Genomic DNA, 19,801 nt, shown 5'->3' with positions numbered 1-19,801 from the left:
AGGCTGGTATGTCTAAGTACGACTCCCATTTAAAATGTTCGTTTTGTGGCAAGTCTCAAGAGCAGGTGCGTAAACTAATCGCAGGGCCGGGAGTCTACATCTGCGATGAATGCGTTGACTTGTGTAATGAAATCCTCGACGAGGAGTTACTCGACACAAATGGTGCAGCAGCTTCCCAACCAACACCAAAGTCGGAACCACCTCAGAAACGCCGCACCCGCTCTTCCAGTCTTTCGTTTAACCAAATACCCAAACCTAGAGAGATTAAAAAGTATCTAGACGAGCACGTCATTGGTCAAGACGAAGCTAAAAAAGTACTGTCAGTAGCGGTTTACAATCACTATAAACGGTTGGCAATCGTGCAGTCTAAGGCTAGTGGTAAAGGTGGCGGTGAAGATGCCGTAGAACTGCAAAAGTCCAACATTCTGCTCATTGGCCCTACTGGCTGCGGCAAAACTCTCTTAGCGCAAACCCTAGCGAAAATTCTGGATGTCCCCTTTGCAGTAGCTGATGCCACAACGCTGACAGAAGCTGGGTATGTGGGAGAAGATGTGGAAAATATCTTGCTGCGACTGTTGCAAGTTGCAGATTTGGATGTAGAGGAAGCACAGAGGGGAATTATCTACATCGATGAAATTGACAAAATTGCTCGTAAGAGTGAGAATCCCTCAATTACACGCGATGTCTCTGGTGAAGGCGTACAGCAAGCTTTGCTGAAAATGTTGGAAGGGACGATCGCTAACGTACCACCCCAAGGCGGAAGGAAGCATCCCTATCAAGATTGTATCCAAATCGATACCAGTAATATCCTGTTTATTTGTGGTGGAGCCTTCGTTGGTTTAGAGAAGGTTGTGGATCAACGAGTCGGTAAAAAGTCCATCGGCTTTGTGCAACCTGGTGAAGGACAGACGAAGGAAAAACGAGCAGCAGATACCCTGCGCTACCTAGAACCAGATGATTTGGTGAAATTTGGCATGATTCCCGAATTCATCGGACGGATACCAATGGTAGCAGTGGTAGATCCCCTAGATGAAGAAGCTTTAATGGCGATTCTCACCCAACCACGCAGTGCCCTTGTGAAGCAGTACCAAAAACTGCTGAAGATGGATAACGTCCAATTAGACTTTAAACCAGAAGCCTTGCGAGCGATCGCTCAAGAAGCCTACCGCCGCAAAACTGGAGCGAGAGCATTACGGGGTATTGTGGAAGAATTAATGTTAGATGTGATGTATGAGTTACCATCCCGCAAGGATGTAACTCGCTGTACAGTCACCCGGGAAATGGTTGAGAAGCGTTCCACTGCTGAACTCTTAGTACATCCCTCTTCCCTTCCCAAACCAGAATCGGCTTAGTAGTCAAGAGGAGCCAGTCAAATGCGGAGGTTCCCTCCGTTGAGTGAACTGGCGTTCAAGAGTCATTAGTCCAACAAGATAATCAATAATAAAGAACAAGGACAAATGACAAAGGACAAATGACAAATGCCTTACATTAATGTTCGTGGTATTGAGCATTACTATGAGTGGGTGAAAAAACCATCAGATTCCTTACCTAAGCCAGTGATGGTTTTCATCCACGGTTGGGCTGGTTCGGCGAGATATTGGCAAAGTACTGCTAATGCTTTATTAGACCAGTTTGATTGTTTGCTGTATGATTTACGTGGCTTTGGGCGTTCTGGTGGTAAACCAACCATAGCCGAGGCTAGTGAATCGGTTGCAGAATCCCAATTTCCGGAAGCAACAGCAGCAGCAATCGAAAAATTAACTTATGAATTAGAAGAATACGCTGATGACTTAGCAGCACTGCTAGGTAAATTGCAGCTTCAGCGTGTCTATATTAATGCTCACTCAATGGGTGCATCCATTGCAGTTTTGTTTTTTAACCGCTATCCCCAAAAAGTCGAACAGGGAATTTTGACTTGTAGCGGAATTTTTGAGTACGACGAAAAAGCTTTTGCTGCTTTTCATAAATTTGGTGGGTACGTAGTTAAATTTCGCCCCAAGTGGTTAGGTAAAATTCCATTTGTTGACCAGATGTTTATGGCGAGATTTCTGCATCGCCCTATACCAAAAGCTGAACGTCAGGCTTTTTTACAGGATTTTCTGGAAGCTGATTATGATGCTGCACTAGGAACAATTTTTACTTCAGTAAGCAAAGTACAATCGGAAGTTATGCCGCAGGAATTTGCCAAGCTAACAGTGCCAACACTGTTGGTAGCTGGGGAGTATGACAAGATTATTCCTGCTGAGATGGGGCGACAAGCTGCAGCGATGAATGAAAAAGTTGAGTTTGCCATGCTTCCTAATACAGCGCATTTCCCAATGTTAGAAGATGCTCCAACTTATCTACGACGGGTGGGGGAGTTTTTGCAAATTCCCACAAAAGTTGATTAAAGTTGATGTCCAATCTGACAACTTTGGTTGCAGAATGCGCGGATGGGTAGGTGTTGAAAACTGCATTTATATATAAAGCGCTGAAACTCCTTATCTGTAATAATTTCAAAGATTCATTGCTGTTCTATCACCCGCGCTCCTTACACAGACTGACTTTCAGCGATTTTGGTTTTGCTTTTTCTTTATTGCCTATGTTATGATTGACCTATCCGCGCACCAGAACCTTGAAAACCTTATATTAGTTGACTTTCAGGCTTCCGCAGTTGAAATTTCACTTAATCCCTATTAGGGATTGAAACAAATATACATCATGAATGATAACACCAAACTAGCAAGTTGAAATTTCACTTAATCCCTATTAGGGATTGAAACAACCTCCCACTTCCAAATCCTGCCACCTGCCTTATAGTGTTGAAATTTCACTTAATCCCTATTAGGGATTGAAACATTGGTGTTAAGTCTGGCGTAATGGTAGTTGGTGGTTGAAATTTCACTTAATCCCTATTAGGGATTGAAACACTTAACGGGGTTCTGCCATCAGCACCATGTGAAAGGGACAGTTGAAATTTCACTTAATCCCTATTAGGGATTGAAACAGATCAATTGAGGCAGCGCATTGAATTGATGAAGTTGAAATTTCACTTAATCCCTATTAGGGATTGAAACATAGTTACTCTAGACTTAAAGAAAGCTAACAAAACTAGTTGAAATTTCACTTAATCCCTATTAGGGATTGAAACTCCCTTCCGTTGATACCATTTATTCCCGGTCTACCATCTCGTTGAAATTTCACTTAATCCCTATTAGGGATTGAAACCAGAGATTTTACTGTAACCAGTGCGATCGCACCTTCAGGTTGAAATTTCACTTAATCCCTATTAGGATACAAAATTAAGAATAACCTATCCCACTATTTTTAAAACCTCTAAATCTAGTTGTAAAAAATGCCTAAAAACCTTGATTTTTCGTTTTTAATTCTCAACTCAGTCTAAGTTTTCTAGCGCAAATATTATTAGTGGGATAGGTTCAATTAACCCAAACCTAATTCTCGTTTCAATAAATTGATGGAATTAGTACCAATATAATTATCAACCTTAATCAACTTGGGCGGACGAATGATGTCTTCTACCGCCGCTTGTACAGCAGCTTGCACTGCTGCATAACTTGCTTGATCGCTGATAATTACCTCGGCTCGCTTGACGATCGCCTGAAGTTTGTAAGCATCTTTTGGTTGGGTTGTCATTACCAATAGTTCATCTCCCCGGAGTCCGTGAAGAATCACTTCGGCGGCGCGCGCAATTCCAGAACTTAAGCTGACTATGCCCACACAGTTTTCTTTGGGCAAGGTTTTCAACAAATTAAGTTCTTTAGAATAGTCGTAGATATCCAGAGGAATCACCCGTACAGCTTTCGGGGAAGCGATGTCTTCTACGTCGCCAATAAAATACCGACTAGTCACAACTGTGGCAGAGGAAGTTTTATCTAGCACAGATGCTAATTCTTCCATTGGTATCAACTGGATTGGTATTTGCAGGGCTTTTTCTAATTCATAGACCATCAACTCCCCAGCGCCGATGTCATAAGTAGGAACTGCTACTAACACCTGAGCGCTGCAACGCAACCGCCAATCAATTTCTGCTAAAAATAGCTCCCTTGCTTGCGAGAGTGTACATCCTTGAGAAAGAAGTTCATCAAGTGCTTGCTGAACAACTTTGTCTGCTTCGGGATGTTGCTTGAGAATGGGCGATTGCATTCTGCTACCACCCTCATGGCCTTGGGCGCGGACATAAATCCCCGAACCTGCGAGACTTTCGACAAATCCGTCTTCTTCTAACTGACGATAAACCTTGCTAATTGTATTACGGTGTAACCCCGTCTGCATTGCCAATGCCCTTGTACTCGGCAATTTGTACCCAGGTGGATATTGCCGGGAAGCGATCGCAAACCGGATTTGATTAAACAGCTGGGTTGAGGCGGGAATCTCACTGTCTGGTTGAATGCGAAATTGAATCATCACCAAACCTCCTAGGTGCTAGTAGCGATATATAACCAGCTGCATTTGCTACCTTTTAAATAATTTATTTATACATAAAATTTTTCCGAGAGAAATTTCTAATCTGTTCACTGTTGTTAATTGATAATTTGATGGTAGAAAGCTTTGAGATACTGGCATAGTTATATCAAATAATCACGCAACCCTGGTAAAAACTATTATGACAGAGCGAGCAATCGACACCACAACGGTTCAAATTTCGCAAGATAATCTTTCAATAGTAGCTTACTTGGCACAGCCAAAAGAATCAGGCTCTTACCCAGCAATTGTGGTGTTGCAAGAGATTTTTGGTGTCAATGTCCACATTCGCGATGTTACCGAACGGATTGCAAAACTAGGTTATGTTGCGATCGCACCTGCACTGTTTCAACGCCAAGCACCAGGTTTTGAAACTGGCTATACTCCCGAAGATATTGAAATTGGCCGCGGCTATGCAATGCAAACCACAGCTTCTGAATTATTGAGCGATATTCAAGCCACAATTGATTATCTAAAAACTCTTCCCAATGTCAAACAAGATAGCTTCGGCTGTATAGGTTTCTGCTTTGGTGGTCACGTAGCATACCTGGCTGCTACTCTCCCAGATATTAAAGCTACAGCTTCCTTTTATGGCGCAGGGATTACAACGCGCACACCCGGCGGTGGACAGCCTACCGTTACCCGTACCAGTGAAATTAAAGGCACAATTTACACCTTATTTGGCATGGAAGATGCCAGCATTCCTCCCGAACAGGTAGACGAGATTGAAGCAACGTTAGAAAAATACAACATTCCGCACCGCGTGTTTCGCTACGATGGAGCTGACCACGGATTTTTCTGCGACCGTCGCGCCAGCTATAATCCTAAAGTTGCAGCCGATGCTTGGGAGCAGGTGAAACAACTCTTTGGTCAACTGGCATAAAACCTATGTAGCCGTTGCCTACTTTTTCGTCGAGGTGTTTTTAGTTATTTGTCATTTGTCCTTGGTATTACAAATGACAAATGACAAATGTTAATCTTAACGAGAAAAAGGAGATAGAAGACAAGCAATCTTCTGAAAACTCCAGTAGCATCAGCGCAAATAACAATATTATCTGCAAAAGTCATGAATTCCGAAGCGAAACGTTCTCAAACAGCCAATTCGTCATTTACAATGGACGACTTTGCCAAAGCACTAGAAAAACACGACTACCAGTTTCAAAAGGGACAGGTAGTACACGGCAAAGTTTTCCAGCTTGACCATGATGGGGCTTATGTTGATATTGGTGGCAAATCGTCAGCGTTTATCCCCCGTGATGAGGCTTCTTTGAGAGCAGTTACCGATTTATCGGAAGTGCTACCCATGCAAGAGGATCTGGAGTTTTTGATTATCCGCGAACAGGATGCAGAAGGTCAAGTTACTCTTTCGCGAAAACAGTTAGAAATTCAGCATATTTGGGAAAGACTGGCGCAAATGCAAGAAAATTCCCAAACGGTGCCAGTGCGGGTGACAGGGGTAAATAAAGGTGGTGTCACCGTTGATCTTCAATCTTTAAGAGGTTTCATTCCGCGATCGCACTTGATTGAGCGTGATAATTTAGAAGCACTTAAAGGTCAAACTCTCACTGCTGGTTTTTTAGAAGTAGACCGCAATAACAAAAAGCTAATTCTTTCTCAACGTTTGGCGAGTCGTTCTAGCAACTTTAGCTTGTTAGAAATCGGTCAATTAGTCGAAGGTAAAGTCACAGGTATTAAACCTTTTGGCGTATTTATCGATTTAGATGGGGTCAGTGCTTTACTGCATATTAAGCAAGTCAGCCAAAAGTTTATTGAGTCTCTAGATAAAGTATTTCAAATTGGTCAGCCAATCAAAGCTGTGATTATTGACTTAGATGAAGGTAAAGGCCGGGTTGCACTTTCCACCAGAGTTTTAGAAAATTTCCCCGGTGAAGTTTTAGAAAATATGGATGAAGTTATGGCTTCGGCTGAGGCGCGTGCTAATCGTGCTAATCAGAAAGCTGCTGAATAGCGGCTTTGATTAATTACCAATTAATTTTCACTTATGAGACGCTTTCTTTTCTCATCCCATTTGCGCTAAGAAAGCGTCTTTGTATTAGCCAGGAACAATCAGCTCCACTGATTTTTGAGCCTGATGGTTCTAAATCGTCCAATCTTCCATCATTAAACCTGGAATCTTACTAAAGTCACTAGCATTTCGGGTCAACAACACCAAATCACGAGATATAGCGATCGCTGCAATTCTTAAATCCATTGTGGATACACGAACCCTTTGCCCTCGTAACGCATCAAAGACTGCGATCGCTCTGGCATCAAACGATAAAATAGGAGCTGTTGCAAAACCTTGAAGAGTTCCCAGCAGCAAAGCATATCCGCGGATTATGTCAGTATTCGTCTGAGCACGATTAATGAAGTTATGAGCACCAAGCACTTGCTCATGAAAACTAATGATCGATAAGGCAAAGTCGGCAGAGGAATGCTGTCCCATGCGCTCTATCAAACGAGTAAACTCTGAACCTGAACGTCTCTGTAAAAAACTGATGTGGTCGGTATCGAGCAAATATTTCACAATTACTCTTCATCCTCATCAGTAGGCTTATCAGCCTGACGAAAAGCACGTCCATATTCCAGAGCTTTCAGAAAAGCTTCCTCATCAGAAATTGAGCCAATGAGTTTTTCTAACCAGTTTTCGGAAGGTTTTCCTTCGACTTTGCGTTGGAGATCAGAGATTGCTTGCTCAAGGTTTAACAGGCGATGCTCTAGAACTGTTTCATCTATCATGGGTTCTCTCCTTTTAGCGTTCACTGTTATATAGCCACTCAGCTTGCGGAATGCTTTTTCAATTCAGTTGAAAATTGGTCAATATTACTGCGAGGCACTTTACTTATCTAGGTAATGTTTTGCTAAATAATGTAGAGTTTGTCTAGGTATTAAAAATCTGTGAAAACTTCTCTGCTCAAAACTAATTTTTCTTGATGATAGCTATTTTGGAGTTCTTTTAACTTTTCCGGATTAAAAGCAAATTGAATCAACTCAATTAGTTCTACCCAACTATTTAACATAGCTTCTGAGTGAGCTTGGCAGAATTCATCAACGAAAAATTTTGCCCACCACTGGGGTGCTTGTTTGTGGCGATGAGGTTCATGTTGCTTACGCCAGCGTCTACGCCATTTGATAAAGTCGCTTTGGGTAGGTGGTTTTACACCCAAGATTGGCGGAAAATCAGCGTAACTAACAAATTTACTCAAGCCTTTACCGTGGACGTAAACCATGTAGCGCCAGCATTCCACAGTATATATATCTTCAATGCTAATTTGGAATATTAAGCAAATTGCTTCTTCTGTAACAAATCGCGCCAACGGGTGAACAATTGCTGATTTGTGAACAATTTTTGATTCACGGATGACAAGCACTTTCGGCTTGAGTGATGATAGCATAAAAGATAATTCCCGTCAGAAAAGATGATTCCCTTCAAAAAAGATGATTCTCGTCAAACAGATGATTCTGATGAAAAGAGAAGATTCTTAAATTTGATGGAATGTGTAGTTGTAGATAATGCGATCGCCCTTTAGTTTTCCAGGCCAGAGGGCGATCGTTATTATTTAGGATATAATTATTAAACGACTCATATAAGTCATTTGTCAAGCAAATTATGGGAATGGTTAGGCTAAAGATTCGAGAATTTGCTGCGGAGAAGGGCTGGACGCTGAAAGAGGTATCTGACCGTTCTGGTGTGGTTTATAGTACTCTCAGAACCTATGCGCGATCGCCTGGACTTGCAACTGTAGATTTTACCGCAATTCAGAAGTTAGCACGAACTTTTGATGTGATGATTGAGGAATTGGTTGAAGTTGTGCAGGAATAATTATACTAGTTTGGAAATGGGCATAGGGCATGGGGCATAGGGCATGGGAAAGAAATATTTTTATGCTTGGTTATGCCAAAACCTGGCGTGAATCGCTGATATGAACAAAGGCGCGCTGTTATTTTAAACTAACGGTGGTACTTCAAAGTCATTGAAAAACGAAACATCGAAAGATGAAGCGCTTAATGCTCTCACTAGCTTATTGTCGAGAGTCAACAAAGTTGCATCTACCTGCTGTGAAAGCGCAACATAAGAAGCATCGTAGGTTGAAATGCCATAATTTAAGGCAATATTGACTGCATCTGCCATCAAATCGGCTGTGGAGACAATACGCAAGGGAAAGGCTTTGAGAGTAGCTAAATCTGTCTGTATTTCAGCAGCCGTGTACATTCTTGCACGGACGTATTTCCAGAAAACGTTAGCACACTCGATGTAAAACAGGTCTGGTACATAAATTTCAGCCTGTGGATTGGCAAGATGGCTAAAGAGTTGATTAACTTTAGCAGTTAGTGGGTCAGCTATAAAATACTTGATGCACACACTGGTATCTACCACGCATCTGAGAGAATTAATCATCTGTCGCGGTCTTCTCGAATCAGTTCAGTACTATCAGGTAATCCAAAGTCTGCTGGATTTAACCGTCGGCGATTACGACTTTCCTCTAGAAGTTTGGGGACATTCTTTCGCCTTTCTTCTTCTGTTAGCTGTGTCTTTTTTGCTAAGGCATTTTGCAAGATTGTAATCACTTGAGCATCAATAGAAGAATGTTCAGCTTGAGCTAACTCTTGCAATTTCTCATATAAATCATCAGGTATATTGAGCAGATTTAGGTTAGCCATTTTTTTATATCTACAAGGTAGTTATTAGTAATAATAACATGATGTAATTGAGGGGATAAGATAGGCGATCGCCTCTGATTAAACATCCACCATTAAAGCTATTTCTGGCAATAAAGACTGTTGCTTTTTTAGCTCATTATCTCTTTTTTCTGGTAGTAAACCAGCAGCATATAAAATTGCTATTATCGATAGTAAGCTCAAGATTAGATAAAGAATTATATTACTTATTGATTCGCCACTTGTGGAATATGGGTTGAGAGATGCTGCCATCATTTTAGTGTTTGGTAGCTTAGTGGCAGATAGACTTACATTGAAGTCTTTTTGTAGTTCCGTAACTGATTGATATCTTGCATTAGATTCATAACGAACCATTTTAGACAAAATACTAGCGAGCCAATTACTAACATCCGCTTTATCTCGCCAGACAACTTCTCCTAAATTATCTATTGTTAAAGCTTGAGGCTCTAAACCTGTAATTGCCTCAATTAAAGTCATTCCTAGTGCGTAAATATCACTATTGAATTGCGGATATCCGCGCATTTGCTCTACGGGAGAATAACCTTGAGTATAAATTTGTGTCCCCGGTTTTTGCAACCTCGTATTTCTAACAATAATTTCTTTGACTGCTCCGAAGTCAATTAAAAATAAATTATCATGATCATCCACAATAATATTATCTGGTTTAATATCCCGATGTATAATATTATTGCTATGCACAAATAGCAGAATATTTATTAATTTATCTAATATTTTGATAACTTCAGGCTCTTCTAGTTTTTGGCGAGATTTGATTTCTTTACTTAAAGTATTTCCTTGAATATACTGTTGAATTAAGTAAAATTCTTGATTTTCTTCCAAGTATTCATAAAACTTGGGAATCTGCGGATGTCCATTTAAGTTTTTGAGAATTGTGACTTCACGTTGGAATAGTTGCTTGGCTGTAACCACCTCATTTTGATTACCGCTAGAGAAGATAAAATGCTTGACTGCATACTGAACTCCAGACTGAAACAAGTCATTAGCTAGATAAGTTCTACTAAAACCACCTTCTCCTAGCAATGCAACTATTTCGTAACGTCCGCCGAGAATTTTTGATATACCTGTATTCATGTGATACCACTGTTGCAGAGATTACCCAAGCAATCTTTGTCAATTTATATTCAAGCCTCTACGTCAAAGCTAGGAAACTAACTTGAGCGAAGTATGTAACATATTTTATACTACAACCAATATGATATGATCCTTTGGACACACCTAGAATTTTTATTACATATTTTTCATTGATTAATCAATTATTGAATTTGCGGAATTATGAAGCAACTATCACTGCGCTATGGTGTATTTATAATTTGTTTTGTATTGCTATTACTTTATTTAATTACGCCATCGTTTATTCCTTGGTTTCCCTTTTTAATAGTGCTAGCCTTTTTAGGCTTAACTGTCAAATCTACTATTGATGGGATTCGTCTGAAAAATGCTTTACTTCAACAAGTAGGTATAATCGAGCAAAAACTTCGGTCTGAACTTGTCCAGAAAGTTCAAGGTATTAGTAGAAATCAATATGAGAGAATTAATAAAATCGCTTTAATTGAAAAAAGATGTAGCGAAAATCAAGAATTAAAAATTTGGGAACGACATAAACGCTCTTATCAATTACTACCCAACTCTCTTTTAGCGCTTGGCTTATTGGGGACATTCTTGGGTATAACCATGAATCTATTCTTAATTAGTAGAAATACTGGTGGTGAATTGCAATTACAAAAAGCCTTACCAGATATTATTGGTTCAATGGCGATCGCATTCGTTAGTAGCCTAGCAGCTTTAGCTGGAAGTGTCTTCTTGACGAAGTTTCATCCCACCTATGATTTAGATTTAGAGAAGGATAAACTGCTAATTTCTTTAGAAGATTTTCTTGATAATGATTATTTTATCTCTCAAAACCAGCCAACAGTAGCAGAACAGATAGATGTACTGATTAAAACTATAGACAATTATGCCAAAAGCTTGAGTGGATTTGTCACAACTCTACCAAAAAATACTCAAGATTTTCAAAATGCTGTCACAGCAGCTTCTAATACACTCAATACATCTGCGAATAATTTTCAGGTTGTCGCGAATCAATCTTCGCAATCGATGCAAACAGGCGCTAATGTTTTAACTAATGCAACTAACAATTTGGCAAGATTAACCACAACTTTTTCTGATATCACATCCTCTCTGCATGATTCGACAAAATCTTTTGACAACGCCATAGATACATTACAAATTTATGCAGATAAATTGGCAGATATTGGTAATGCTTTGGTGAACAACTCTTCACAGACCCAAAGCTTAATTCAAACTAATCAGGAAAACCTGAATCATGTGAGCGATCGCCTGCTGCAAAATGCGAATACACTATCTGCAACTAGCCAGACTTTCAATAATAATATATTCCAGGTAACAGCATCTTTAACGCAGCACACAGGACAAGTAGGTAACCACAATAATAGATTGCAGAATTTACTTGGAGTTATTGAAAATACTACACAATCTTCTAATACTAATATGGGGCAAATAGTATCAGTATTAAATCAAAATGCATCGTTATTAGGTAGCCAAATTAATCAATTGCAAAATATATCTGAGAGTATTGATCGCAATGCTCAAACCATGAGGCAAATCCAAAATAATTTTTCTGATTTATTGTCAGCATTAGCACAGTTACAGAAATCTAGATTCTAGCCTCAATGGAGAAATTTAAATATGCGGAGAAGAACAAGAAGTTTACCAATAAATGACACCTTTAGTATCTGGACTTCTTTTACAGACTTAATGTCTAATGCTTTTATGATAATTACCTTGCTATTATTATTAGTGATAGCGAGAAACTCAAAAAGTATAAATGATTCTCGGATATCAACTGGTGATGAAGAGAAACCAACCATCATAGAACTACCAGCAGAAAAATATGAGTTTAAGTCAGGTAGCGCAGTTTTACCACAGAATTTGAAAAAAGATATTAATCAAAATGGCATAATTTTAAAAGAAATTGAAAATAATATTAAGCAAATTGAAAATAGTAATAAAAAAGTAGATGTTATTGAAGTAATTGGGCATACAGATGGAGAAGAAGTAGGTTCTTTAAATTGTAGCGATCGCAACGGCGGTAATTTAGATACAAAATTAGAAGAAGTCGCTACTCATAATAAAGATGTGTCTATTCTTTGCCCAGGTTCTAATGCTGATTTGGGTTTAATGCGCGCCTTAGCAGTAGTGAAAGAACTGCAAAATGTTCAACGTCAAAGAAAATCTGGACTTTTCAAACGGCTAAAGTTTAGAGCCTATTCTGCGGCACAATTACTGCTACCAGACGATCAAGGATTTGCGCCACCAGACAGAAGGGATAACCCCAAGCGCCGGCGGATTGAAATTCGCTTCGCGCAATTGGGACAGTATAAAACCCCAGGGAATAACCGCTAATACCTATGATTCCTGCAAAAATTTTCAATCATGGCACAAAATCTTGCTAGAGCTAATTCTTTGTCGATTTTAGTACATATTAAATACGTATAAATATTTAGAAAATTATTTTTTCGTTGGGAATTATAAATATAACGATTTAATTAGTGAAGTAAACATGGTTCTACCTTTTATTCTTGGTGCAGCAGCTTTAGGAGCAGGCTTATTTGGAGCTAAAAAAGGAGTAGATGCTTACTCAGATAACTCAAAAGCCAAGGATTTACAGCGTGACGCACAGGCAGTTTATGAGCGTGCAGAAAATAAATTAAAGTCTTCACGACAAGTAACAACCGAAACACTAGAGCATTTAGGACAACTTAAATTGGAAGTCTGGGATACACAACTTGGACGTTTCGTGAAGCTTTATGAGCAATTAAAAAACGTTGAGTTAACCGGACAAGCGAATACAGATGAGTTTAACGCAGCTAATTTTACTAGGGATGAATTAGCTCAGATGAGAGATATTGCATTAAAAGCGCACGAAGTGGTCGTAGGAGGAGCTGGTGCAGTTGGAGCAGGAGCATTAGCAGGAATTGCTAGTTACGGGGGTGTTATGATGTTTGCCTCTGCATCAACCGGGACTGCGATTAGTACGCTTGCAGGTGCTGCCGCCACTAATGCTACTCTGGCATGGTTTGGCGGAGGCTCAATCGCTGCTGGTGGATTTGGTATGGCTGGAGGTATGGCTGTCCTTGGTGGAATAGTAGCAGGCCCCGTCTTAGCTGTTGGTGGTATGTTAATGGCTGCAAAAGCGAGTGAAAATCTAGCAAAGGCTCGCAGCTATAAAGTAGAAGCAGATAATATGGCAAAAGAAATGGAAAAGGCTATTAGTGTTTTAGATGCCATCACCAAAGTAGCCACAAAATTTGATGAAGTCATCATGCGACTGTCAACAGCTATGACACCCGTACTAGATGGTTTGGAAAGTACAATTCTTGCCGCAGGTACAGATTTTGTTAAATATAATCAGTCACAAAAACATCAAGTATATCTCACCGTTCAGTTTGCTCAAGTTCTAAAGCTTTTACTAGAAACTCCACTACTCACCAAAGATGGGGCTTTGGATGAAAGCTCCAATAAAGCTTTAAAGCAAGGACAGTCATTCTTAGGTCAATCCTAATTTATTAATGATGGCTAAATAGCTGTAATTTGTAGCCTCAATTACTCCTAACTATGATAAAGCTTTTAAGTTGGGAGTTTTGTTTTTTCTGCCTATAATTTTTTACTAAAAAACTCCCATTTTATTGGTATCAAAAATGCCTAAGAAAGCCCAAAATCAAGAATCAGTTTATTCTGCAACATCTTTTGCATCTGGTATTTACGGTGCTGTAGAAGCTCAACAAAATGCAGCAGCAACAGATGCCATAAAGCAAGGGATGGATTTATTCACAATTGCTGCTGAAAAGTTGGGAGCCGTTGACCCTAAAATTTCACAAGGTAATCTATTTGAATATATAGAAGCAGCTAAATTTAATGCGGATGCTGCTTTAAACAGTTCCCCGCTCAAGGCAGTTGTAACAGCTGCTGAAGGTGAACCTCACGCTGTTGCTGATATCTTGATTAAGAAGGGTGATTTAGTTATCGAAGAAGTTCAAGCTAAGTCTATGGATAAAGCTAGTAACTTGACTCATGCTCTCAGCAATCAAAAGTATCAGGGAATGCAGAAACTAGTGCCTGATGGTAATGCTGAGAAGGTGAGGCAACTAGCTGAAAACCGCGCACAATCCGGAACTATCAAAGCAGAAGAATATGCAGATACAGCTAAAAATACTACAGATAGACTGAAAGCAGAGAAAATACAGTCAGAAGGTACATCTTATGAAGAAAACCTTTGGGCTGCTAAAAAGCCTGATATTTACGCAGCTATTACCGAAGCAAAGTTTGTTGCTAAAGAAGCAGCCGTTACAGGAGCTAACGCAGCAGTTGCAGGATTCGTAGTTGGTGGAGTAATTTCAGCAGTAAAAAACAGCATAGCCGTTTTACACGGCGAAAACACTGTCGAAGATGCGATTTTTAGCACTGTTAAAGATGCAGGTAAATCTGGACTGCGTGGTGGTACTACAGGTGTAGGAGGTACGCTCATCAGGTATGGAGCTACTAAGCTAGGTATTAAGGCATTAGCTAAATCCAATGTTGCGGTTACTATTGCTGCTGGTGTAATTGATGTTGGAGCCTCTGTCTACAGCTTTGCTAAAGGAGAAATTACAACTGAAGAGTTAATACAAAAAGTCGGTCAGACTGGAACCTGTACTACTTATAGTCTGTATGCAGGTACAGCAGCAGGAGCTATTTTTGGCCCTGTCGGCGCAATAGTAGGAAGTATGGCAGGCTATCTTATAGCTGCGAGTATATATCAATCTGCTGCCGCTATTTTTAAACAGGCTCGTCTGGCAGAAGCAGAAGCTGAACGAGTCGTGGCTATGTGCCAAGCAGCTTGTAAAGCTATGGAACAACAACAAGCTGAGTTTGAGCATCTTTTTGAAACTAACTTCCAGGCTCGTTGTATGGAATTTGATGCCTATTTTGCTGCAATAGATGCAGGATTAACGTCGAATAATATAGAATCTACAACTCAAGCTCTAGCGGAGTTTGCCGAAAATTTAGGCAAAAAACTACAATTTGAAAACTTTCAAGAGTTTGATCAGTTTATGACGAATTCAGATCAATCTCTAATTCTTTAAATTGTTACCTTATCTGAAAAACGGAGAGGGGGAGATTCGAACTCCCGGAAGCTTTCACTTCATCCGATTTCAAGTCGGACGCAATCGACCACTCTGCCACCTCTCCAGTAAACTGTCTAGCTTTTTTATTGGTGCAAAGCCTTTTCTAGATTAGCACAAAAGCTGACAGATAACACTATATCTCATCATCTACGCAGATTGCACTACTGGACGCGATCGCTCGTAAAAAATTTCTTCTGAGACTATCTGGTAATCATTGCCTACCCAAACTAGTGAGATTTGCGACACTACACCCGCCTCTAGGGAGACTAGGGAAAAATTCCGCCGCTTGTTGCCTTGAATTTCTACTATCCTGGGTACGCTAGCCGCATTCAAGTAAAATATCCCTTCTGGGCTTTTCAGCAGTGGCTTGCGTAGCTCTTTTTTGGTGTGTCGTAGGCTATGGTGCATATGTCCAAATGTCACCAGAGGAACAGTTTTACCAGCGTTGAGAGCCTGGGAAATTGCTTCGCCAAAATCTGGATCGCCAAAATCGCCGCCAATGGGGAGCCAGTCTTTACCACAGGGGTCTTCAGGGCGATCGCCTAATCCACTAGGGCCATTGTGTCCCACAAAAATAATCGTGTCGTAGGCAGCACTTTTGACCGCAGCCATAATTTTATTTGCTGATTCTTCAAAATCGTTGACACCGTAACGTTCTTTGCAGATGTCAGCAAATCTCCATTCTGGCCCACCCCAACTAAAGGGACGACCTCCGACTACTGTTAAATTCCATTGCGGAAAATCTAGCTTACTATAACCAACATGGGCGGAACCTAATAAATCAAGTTGTTCTTGTACCCAGTCTTCCTTAGTGCGATCGTAGGGACATTTTTTCCGTCCCCATTCCGTGGCAGTGTACCATGCATCGTGGTTGCCCATTACGGCGGCTTTGGGAATATCAACAGAAGCGATCGCTCTTACCACTTCCACTGACTCATTGCCAAAATCTCCCACAAACAGCACTAAGTCCACACCCAAATGCTTGAGTGCAATACCATCTTCTTCTTCCCATTGGTCGTGAACGTCGCCAACTACAGCTATTTTCAGGTTTATTGATTCTGTTATCTCACTGGTCATGCCACTGTCCTTGCCGTCTACTTTTAGGATAGGCAACTCAGCAGATTTTGGACATAAATTGTCAAAACTCTGGGTATGGGGCATTGGGCATTGGGGATGGGAAAGAAACCAACACTTGTCGGTTAAGGGAAAAAAGGGGAATGGGAAAAGGGGAAGAAAAAACCTTTAACCTTTTCCCCAAAACCATACCAATATGCTATGTCCAAGGATAGAGTTTCTATAAAGCTTCTACGATTTTTGGTAAAAACCACTATATTTTTTGGTAAAAACTACTATAATTAATCCACAGCATAAATACTTGCAACTTTAACTAACCCCTAATTGTGTTTAACACTGCACTTGTTGATCGAGAAACCACCCATCCGGGTGTACTACCACTGGATTTATTTGCGGCGATTGAGAGTCTCAAAAAAGAACTCAACGCAGTGATTTTAGCCCATTACTATCAAGAGCCAGATATCCAGGATATTGCAGACTTTATTGGGGATTCATTACAACTAGCCAGAGCTGCAGCTAATACCAATGCAGATACAATTGTTTTTGCTGGTGTTCACTTCATGGCAGAAACAGCAAAGATACTAAATCCTGATAAATTGGTACTGCTACCAGATTTAAATGCTGGTTGTTCTTTAGCAGATAGTTGTCCAGCGGAGGCGTTTGCAGCTTTTAAAGCCGCCCATCCCGATCATCTAGTGGTTTCTTATATTAACTGTTCTGCAGATATTAAAGCCATGAGCGATATTATCTGCACCAGTTCGAATGCTGTGAAGATTGTGCAGCAAATACCGAAAGACCAGCCCATTATTTTTGCCCCCGATCGCAATTTGGGGCGCTATGTCATGGAGCAAACCGGACGAGATATGGTGCTTTGGGACGGTAGCTGCATTGTGCATGAAACTTTCTCGGAAAAGAAAATTGTCCAGTTAAAAATTGCCCATCCCGAAGCGGAGGCGATCGCACACCCAGAATGCGAAACTAGCATTTTGCGCCACGCTAACTATATCGGTTCTACAGCAGCTTTACTAACATATTGTCAAAACAGCCCTGCACAGGAATTTATCGTGGCTACAGAGCCAGGTATCATTCACCAAATGCAAAAACTAGCTCCCCAAAAGCGGTTTATTCCTGCGCCACCAATTAATAACTGTAATTGCAATGAATGTCCGTTTATGCGCTTAAATACCTTAGAAAAAGTGTATTTGGCAATGAAAAATCGTACTCCCGAAATCACCATGTCTGAGGAGATACGTTTAGCAGCGTTGCGCCCAATGCAACGGATGTTAGAAATGAGTGTTTAGGTATGTTTAGATAAATTGTAGAGACGCGCCATTTTGCGTCTCTACAAAAGCAATATACAAACTTTAATAAAGCCTTTCTTTTTTGCTCATAAATTTAAAATTATATTATATATCTCTTTTAAAAAGTGGGTAATCTAAGTATTAAAGCAATACTTAGAATTTAAATAACATGAATTCAGTTGATATTATTCCAGGTGACCACATTTTCTATCGTTGTGGAACTCACGATCATCATGGAATATATTGTGGCGATATTCCATATAAAAATAAAATTTATCATAATGTTGTAATTCATTTTGAAGGAAAATTCAAAAGAGGTCAAATCAGAGGAGTATCATTTGAAAAATTTGCAAAAGGACATAATATTTATGTAGTTCAATATAAAAAAGGTTCTTGTTATTATAATAATTTAGTCTTAGATAGAGCCATAAATAAGCTAGGAGAACCTGATTATAATTTATTTGGAAATAATTGCGAACACTTTGCACATTGGTGCAAAACAGGTACAAAAAGATGCGGTCAATTACATAATTTTATAGAAGAAGCCGGAGGCATTTTAGGAGGTGCAATAGCAGGAGGAGTTGCAGGTGCAGTTCTACCTTTAACTCTTCCCGAAGTAGTTATTATTGGCGTATGCTTGGCAGCTGGTTTTGGGGGAAGTGAGTTAGGAAAAAGAATTGCAAATTTATTTTCAGATCAACCAGATTATGAAGAAGGTTAACTATTCAAGGTGTGTTACGCTGTAGGCTAACACACCCTACGTACTATTCACATCATTATAATTACGATTGTAATAAATATTTTGTACCCCATATAATTCTGATATTTAGTATGCCAATGGGAGCTAATAATTAGATATGACAAGTGGCGTATATATAATGACTAATAAAGTCAATGGACGTAGATATATAGGTTATAGCGAAAATATTGAGTCACGTTTTGAGGCAAATAAACGAGAACTGCAAAGGGGTTCATTTGGTAAAGATTACCAACAATTCATTGATGACTATCAGCAGTTCGGAGAAGAAGCTTTTATGTTTGGAATTATCGAAGTGACTGCGAATCAGCCATCACTGATGAGCAAGCGATCTGAGCAATGGAAACAGATGATTCAACCTGAGTATAATCAATAAATTAAGTAGTGCGATCGCCTTCTTTTAGCAGTTTTCTTACGTCAATCAGTCACAATGGGAAACCCTCTCTTGCAAAGGTGTTTCTCTGCATATCAAAATGACAGATGGGGAATGTGAATTCCCCACCAGTAGATAATTTCATCACTGACCTTTTTGAGCTTGTACTTTAGCCGCTTCACTAAATTTCTTATATAGTTGAATGCGACTTTGCGCTTCTTGATAGCGGCTATGTTCTGCTGGAACCTGACTCATTAAATCAGAAGCCTCTTGCCATTTCGCTGCTAGAGTTGACCATTGCTCTGAACTTGCGGCTGTTTTCCCAGATGCAGAAGCTTGATTAGCAATCCGCACTGCAGCTGCAAATGGATCTGGGGTAGAAAGAGTTTTAACTCCAGGCGTAGGAGTGGGTTTTGGCTTTGCAGCTATCGATTGAGAAGCTTCTGCATATTTCTTATACAGTTGAATGCGGCTTTGCGCTTCCTGATAGCGGCTATGTTTTGCTGGAACCTGACTCATTAAATCAGAAGCCTCTTGCCATTTAGTAGCTAGCTCCAATCTCTGCTCAGGTGTTAGAGCCTTTTTACCCAATGCAGAAGCTTGATTAGCAATCCGCACTGCGGCGACAAATGGGTCTTCAGTTTTCTGAGAAAAACTTTGAGTATTTGCCAGAGATGATACTTGCGGTTGGATAGTTAAAGATTTAGAAGTCTCTGCTGAAGTAGAGCTTTCGCCTTTCCCTTCTAACCATGCATAAGCACCCCAAACTAGCAACAGTAGAGGCAAACATAAACTAGATACCTTCAGTAGTCCTATAGGTAAGGACTGTTTAGGTATACTTTTACTCTGGAACCTATTTCTAGCCTTATTTCTATTTCTGCGTTTGAAAACCACAGATCGCAAAGAATTTGGCTTAGGTAAGCTGACCTGAGCAAGTTCTGTTTTAGAC

At 40.1% G+C, this 19,801-nt stretch carries 21 protein-coding genes, 1 tRNA gene and 1 CRISPR repeat array (1 of these 23 cut by a window edge); of the genes, 12 read left to right on the top strand and 10 right to left on the bottom strand.

Annotated elements, in window-relative coordinates:
- The first annotated feature begins 8 nt into the window (after positions 1 to 8).
- A complete protein-coding gene (gene clpX / locus AACU25_RS20915) occupies positions 9 to 1,352 on the top strand; it encodes an ATP-dependent protease ATP-binding subunit ClpX (RefSeq protein WP_096578911.1) in 1,344 nt (447 codons plus the stop codon).
- Between the two features lie 126 nt (positions 1,353 to 1,478).
- Positions 1,479 to 2,390, top strand: coding sequence for an alpha/beta fold hydrolase (locus AACU25_RS20910; protein ID WP_096578909.1), 912 nt, complete (start codon positions 1,479 to 1,481; stop codon positions 2,388 to 2,390).
- Positions 2,391 to 2,652: 262 nt separating this feature from the next.
- Positions 2,653 to 3,283: a CRISPR direct-repeat array (repeat unit 38 nt; unit sequence GTTGAAATTTCACTTAATCCCTATTAGGGATTGAAACA).
- A 137-nt stretch (positions 3,284 to 3,420) separates the two neighbouring features.
- Here AACU25_RS20910 and AACU25_RS20905 read toward each other — a convergent pair.
- A complete protein-coding gene (locus tag AACU25_RS20905) occupies positions 3,421 to 4,404 on the bottom strand; it encodes a GntR family transcriptional regulator (RefSeq protein ID WP_096578907.1) in 984 nt (327 codons plus the stop codon).
- A gap of 199 nt (positions 4,405 to 4,603) precedes the next feature.
- Between AACU25_RS20905 and AACU25_RS20900 the strand changes: the two genes are divergently transcribed.
- Together AACU25_RS20900 and AACU25_RS20895 are read left to right on the top strand one after the other, a co-directional pair.
- On the top strand, positions 4,604 to 5,344 hold the full coding sequence (locus AACU25_RS20900) for a dienelactone hydrolase family protein (RefSeq protein ID WP_096578905.1): 741 nt from the start codon (positions 4,604 to 4,606) through the stop codon (positions 5,342 to 5,344).
- Positions 5,345 to 5,527: 183 nt separating this feature from the next.
- Complete coding sequence (locus tag AACU25_RS20895; RefSeq protein WP_096578903.1) at positions 5,528 to 6,430, top strand: S1 RNA-binding domain-containing protein; 903 nt, start codon at positions 5,528 to 5,530, stop codon at positions 6,428 to 6,430.
- Between the two features lie 129 nt (positions 6,431 to 6,559).
- Here AACU25_RS20895 and AACU25_RS20890 read toward each other — a convergent pair whose 3' ends face one another.
- The 3 genes from AACU25_RS20890 to AACU25_RS20880 form a co-directional block, all read right to left on the bottom strand.
- On the bottom strand, positions 6,560 to 6,907 hold the full coding sequence (locus tag AACU25_RS20890; protein WP_321206662.1) for a type II toxin-antitoxin system VapC family toxin: 348 nt from the start codon (positions 6,905 to 6,907) through the stop codon (positions 6,560 to 6,562).
- 83 nt (positions 6,908 to 6,990) lie between these two features.
- Positions 6,991 to 7,200, bottom strand: a complete 210-nt coding sequence (locus AACU25_RS20885) for a transferase hexapeptide repeat containing protein (protein WP_096578899.1) — start codon at positions 7,198 to 7,200, stop codon at positions 6,991 to 6,993.
- Between the two features lie 149 nt (positions 7,201 to 7,349).
- A complete protein-coding gene (locus AACU25_RS20880; protein WP_096578897.1) occupies positions 7,350 to 7,856 on the bottom strand; it encodes a hypothetical protein in 507 nt (168 codons plus the stop codon).
- 215 nt (positions 7,857 to 8,071) lie between these two features.
- Here AACU25_RS20880 and AACU25_RS20875 point away from each other — a divergent pair, with 215 nt between their 5' ends.
- Positions 8,072 to 8,284, top strand: coding sequence for a helix-turn-helix domain-containing protein (locus AACU25_RS20875; protein ID WP_045872408.1), 213 nt, complete (start codon positions 8,072 to 8,074; stop codon positions 8,282 to 8,284).
- Positions 8,285 to 8,407: 123 nt separating this feature from the next.
- Here the strand turns inward: AACU25_RS20875 and AACU25_RS20870 are convergent, their stop codons facing one another.
- The 3 genes from AACU25_RS20870 to AACU25_RS20860 form a co-directional block, all read right to left on the bottom strand.
- Positions 8,408 to 8,860: a type II toxin-antitoxin system VapC family toxin gene (locus AACU25_RS20870; RefSeq protein WP_096578895.1), complete on the bottom strand. Its 453-nt coding sequence runs from the start codon at positions 8,858 to 8,860 to the stop codon at positions 8,408 to 8,410.
- Entirely contained in the window at positions 8,857 to 9,123 is a 267-nt protein-coding gene (locus AACU25_RS20865; protein WP_096578893.1) for an Arc family DNA-binding protein, read from the bottom strand. Before AACU25_RS20865 ends, AACU25_RS20870 begins: the two co-directional genes overlap by 4 nt.
- A 78-nt stretch (positions 9,124 to 9,201) precedes the next feature.
- Positions 9,202 to 10,233, bottom strand: coding sequence for a serine/threonine-protein kinase (locus tag AACU25_RS20860; RefSeq protein WP_096578891.1), 1,032 nt, complete (start codon positions 10,231 to 10,233; stop codon positions 9,202 to 9,204).
- Positions 10,234 to 10,434: 201 nt separating this feature from the next.
- Between AACU25_RS20860 and AACU25_RS20855 the strand changes: the two genes are divergently transcribed.
- The 4 genes from AACU25_RS20855 to AACU25_RS20840 all read left to right on the top strand — a co-directional run bounded on the left by AACU25_RS20855 (position 10,435) and on the right by AACU25_RS20840 (position 15,305).
- The gene (locus AACU25_RS20855) at positions 10,435 to 11,847 is read left to right on the top strand and encodes an MlaD family protein (protein WP_096578889.1); all 1,413 of its coding nucleotides are present in this window, start codon (positions 10,435 to 10,437) and stop codon (positions 11,845 to 11,847) included.
- Positions 11,848 to 11,868: 21 nt separating this feature from the next.
- Entirely contained in the window at positions 11,869 to 12,585 is a 717-nt protein-coding gene (locus tag AACU25_RS20850) for a flagellar motor protein (protein WP_096578887.1), read from the top strand.
- Positions 12,586 to 12,742: 157 nt separating this feature from the next.
- Positions 12,743 to 13,744: a hypothetical protein gene (locus AACU25_RS20845; RefSeq protein WP_096578885.1), complete on the top strand. Its 1,002-nt coding sequence runs from the start codon at positions 12,743 to 12,745 to the stop codon at positions 13,742 to 13,744.
- Positions 13,745 to 13,880: 136 nt separating this feature from the next.
- Positions 13,881 to 15,305 (top strand): hypothetical protein, encoded by a 1,425-nt coding sequence (locus AACU25_RS20840; RefSeq protein ID WP_096578883.1) that lies wholly within the window; start codon positions 13,881 to 13,883, stop codon positions 15,303 to 15,305.
- A 21-nt stretch (positions 15,306 to 15,326) separates the two neighbouring features.
- Here the strand turns inward: AACU25_RS20840 and AACU25_RS20835 are convergent.
- Both AACU25_RS20835 and AACU25_RS20830 read right to left on the bottom strand, forming a co-directional pair.
- Positions 15,327 to 15,411: transfer RNA gene (locus tag AACU25_RS20835), tRNA-Ser, on the bottom strand.
- 83 nt (positions 15,412 to 15,494) lie between these two features.
- On the bottom strand, positions 15,495 to 16,424 hold the full coding sequence (locus AACU25_RS20830) for a TIGR04168 family protein (RefSeq protein WP_096578881.1): 930 nt from the start codon (positions 16,422 to 16,424) through the stop codon (positions 15,495 to 15,497).
- A gap of 323 nt (positions 16,425 to 16,747) precedes the next feature.
- Between AACU25_RS20830 and nadA the strand changes: the two genes are divergently transcribed.
- The 3 genes from nadA (at position 16,748) to AACU25_RS20815 (ending at position 18,855) form a co-directional block, all read left to right on the top strand.
- A complete protein-coding gene (nadA, locus tag AACU25_RS20825; RefSeq protein WP_096578879.1) occupies positions 16,748 to 17,722 on the top strand; it encodes a quinolinate synthase NadA in 975 nt (324 codons plus the stop codon).
- A gap of 169 nt (positions 17,723 to 17,891) precedes the next feature.
- Positions 17,892 to 18,443 (top strand): lecithin retinol acyltransferase family protein, encoded by a 552-nt coding sequence (locus AACU25_RS20820; RefSeq protein WP_096578877.1) that lies wholly within the window; start codon positions 17,892 to 17,894, stop codon positions 18,441 to 18,443.
- Between the two features lie 157 nt (positions 18,444 to 18,600).
- Positions 18,601 to 18,855: a GIY-YIG nuclease family protein gene (locus tag AACU25_RS20815; RefSeq protein WP_190445722.1), complete on the top strand. Its 255-nt coding sequence runs from the start codon at positions 18,601 to 18,603 to the stop codon at positions 18,853 to 18,855.
- A gap of 141 nt (positions 18,856 to 18,996) precedes the next feature.
- Here AACU25_RS20815 and AACU25_RS20810 read toward each other — a convergent pair whose 3' ends face one another.
- Positions 18,997 to 19,801, bottom strand: the 3' portion of a protein-coding gene (locus AACU25_RS20810) for a hypothetical protein (protein WP_321206661.1). It continues 395 nt past the right edge of the window; only the last 805 of its 1,200 coding nucleotides appear in the window; its start codon lies beyond the right edge, outside the window — the gene reads right to left on this strand; it ends in the stop codon at positions 18,997 to 18,999.

It is taken from the genome of Tolypothrix tenuis PCC 7101, assembly GCF_963874875.1.
In the GTDB taxonomy this organism is placed as follows: Bacteria; Cyanobacteriota; Cyanobacteriia; order Cyanobacteriales; family Nostocaceae; genus Aulosira; species Aulosira tenue.
This window is presented reverse-complemented; position numbering and strand designations above follow the sequence as displayed.

Bases quoted from the DNA above. Each gene is read 5' to 3' on its own strand.
- AACU25_RS20855 (WP_096578889.1), top strand. From the start codon at position 10,435: ATGAAGCAACTATCACTGCGCTATGGTGTATTTATAATTTGTTTTGTA.
- AACU25_RS20885 (WP_096578899.1), bottom strand. From the start codon at position 7,200: ATGATAGATGAAACAGTTCTAGAGCATCGCCTGTTAAACCTTGAGCAA.
- AACU25_RS20815 (WP_190445722.1), top strand. From the start codon at position 18,601: ATGACTAATAAAGTCAATGGACGTAGATATATAGGTTATAGCGAAAAT.
- AACU25_RS20895 (WP_096578903.1), top strand. From the start codon at position 5,528: ATGAATTCCGAAGCGAAACGTTCTCAAACAGCCAATTCGTCATTTACA.
- AACU25_RS20890 (WP_321206662.1), bottom strand. From the start codon at position 6,907: ATGGGACAGCATTCCTCTGCCGACTTTGCCTTATCGATCATTAGTTTT.
- AACU25_RS20860 (WP_096578891.1), bottom strand. From the start codon at position 10,233: ATGAATACAGGTATATCAAAAATTCTCGGCGGACGTTACGAAATAGTT.
- AACU25_RS20850 (WP_096578887.1), top strand. From the start codon at position 11,869: ATGCGGAGAAGAACAAGAAGTTTACCAATAAATGACACCTTTAGTATC.
- AACU25_RS20820 (WP_096578877.1), top strand. From the start codon at position 17,892: ATGAATTCAGTTGATATTATTCCAGGTGACCACATTTTCTATCGTTGT.
- AACU25_RS20830 (WP_096578881.1), bottom strand. From the start codon at position 16,424: ATGACCAGTGAGATAACAGAATCAATAAACCTGAAAATAGCTGTAGTT.
- AACU25_RS20875 (WP_045872408.1), top strand. From the start codon at position 8,072: ATGGGAATGGTTAGGCTAAAGATTCGAGAATTTGCTGCGGAGAAGGGC.
- AACU25_RS20840 (WP_096578883.1), top strand. From the start codon at position 13,881: ATGCCTAAGAAAGCCCAAAATCAAGAATCAGTTTATTCTGCAACATCT.
- AACU25_RS20905 (WP_096578907.1), bottom strand. From the start codon at position 4,404: ATGATTCAATTTCGCATTCAACCAGACAGTGAGATTCCCGCCTCAACC.
- AACU25_RS20910 (WP_096578909.1), top strand. From the start codon at position 1,479: ATGCCTTACATTAATGTTCGTGGTATTGAGCATTACTATGAGTGGGTG.
- AACU25_RS20880 (WP_096578897.1), bottom strand. From the start codon at position 7,856: ATGCTATCATCACTCAAGCCGAAAGTGCTTGTCATCCGTGAATCAAAA.
- clpX (WP_096578911.1), top strand. From the start codon at position 9: ATGTCTAAGTACGACTCCCATTTAAAATGTTCGTTTTGTGGCAAGTCT.
- AACU25_RS20865 (WP_096578893.1), bottom strand. From the start codon at position 9,123: ATGGCTAACCTAAATCTGCTCAATATACCTGATGATTTATATGAGAAA.
- AACU25_RS20870 (WP_096578895.1), bottom strand. From the start codon at position 8,860: ATGATTAATTCTCTCAGATGCGTGGTAGATACCAGTGTGTGCATCAAG.
- AACU25_RS20900 (WP_096578905.1), top strand. From the start codon at position 4,604: ATGACAGAGCGAGCAATCGACACCACAACGGTTCAAATTTCGCAAGAT.
- AACU25_RS20845 (WP_096578885.1), top strand. From the start codon at position 12,743: ATGGTTCTACCTTTTATTCTTGGTGCAGCAGCTTTAGGAGCAGGCTTA.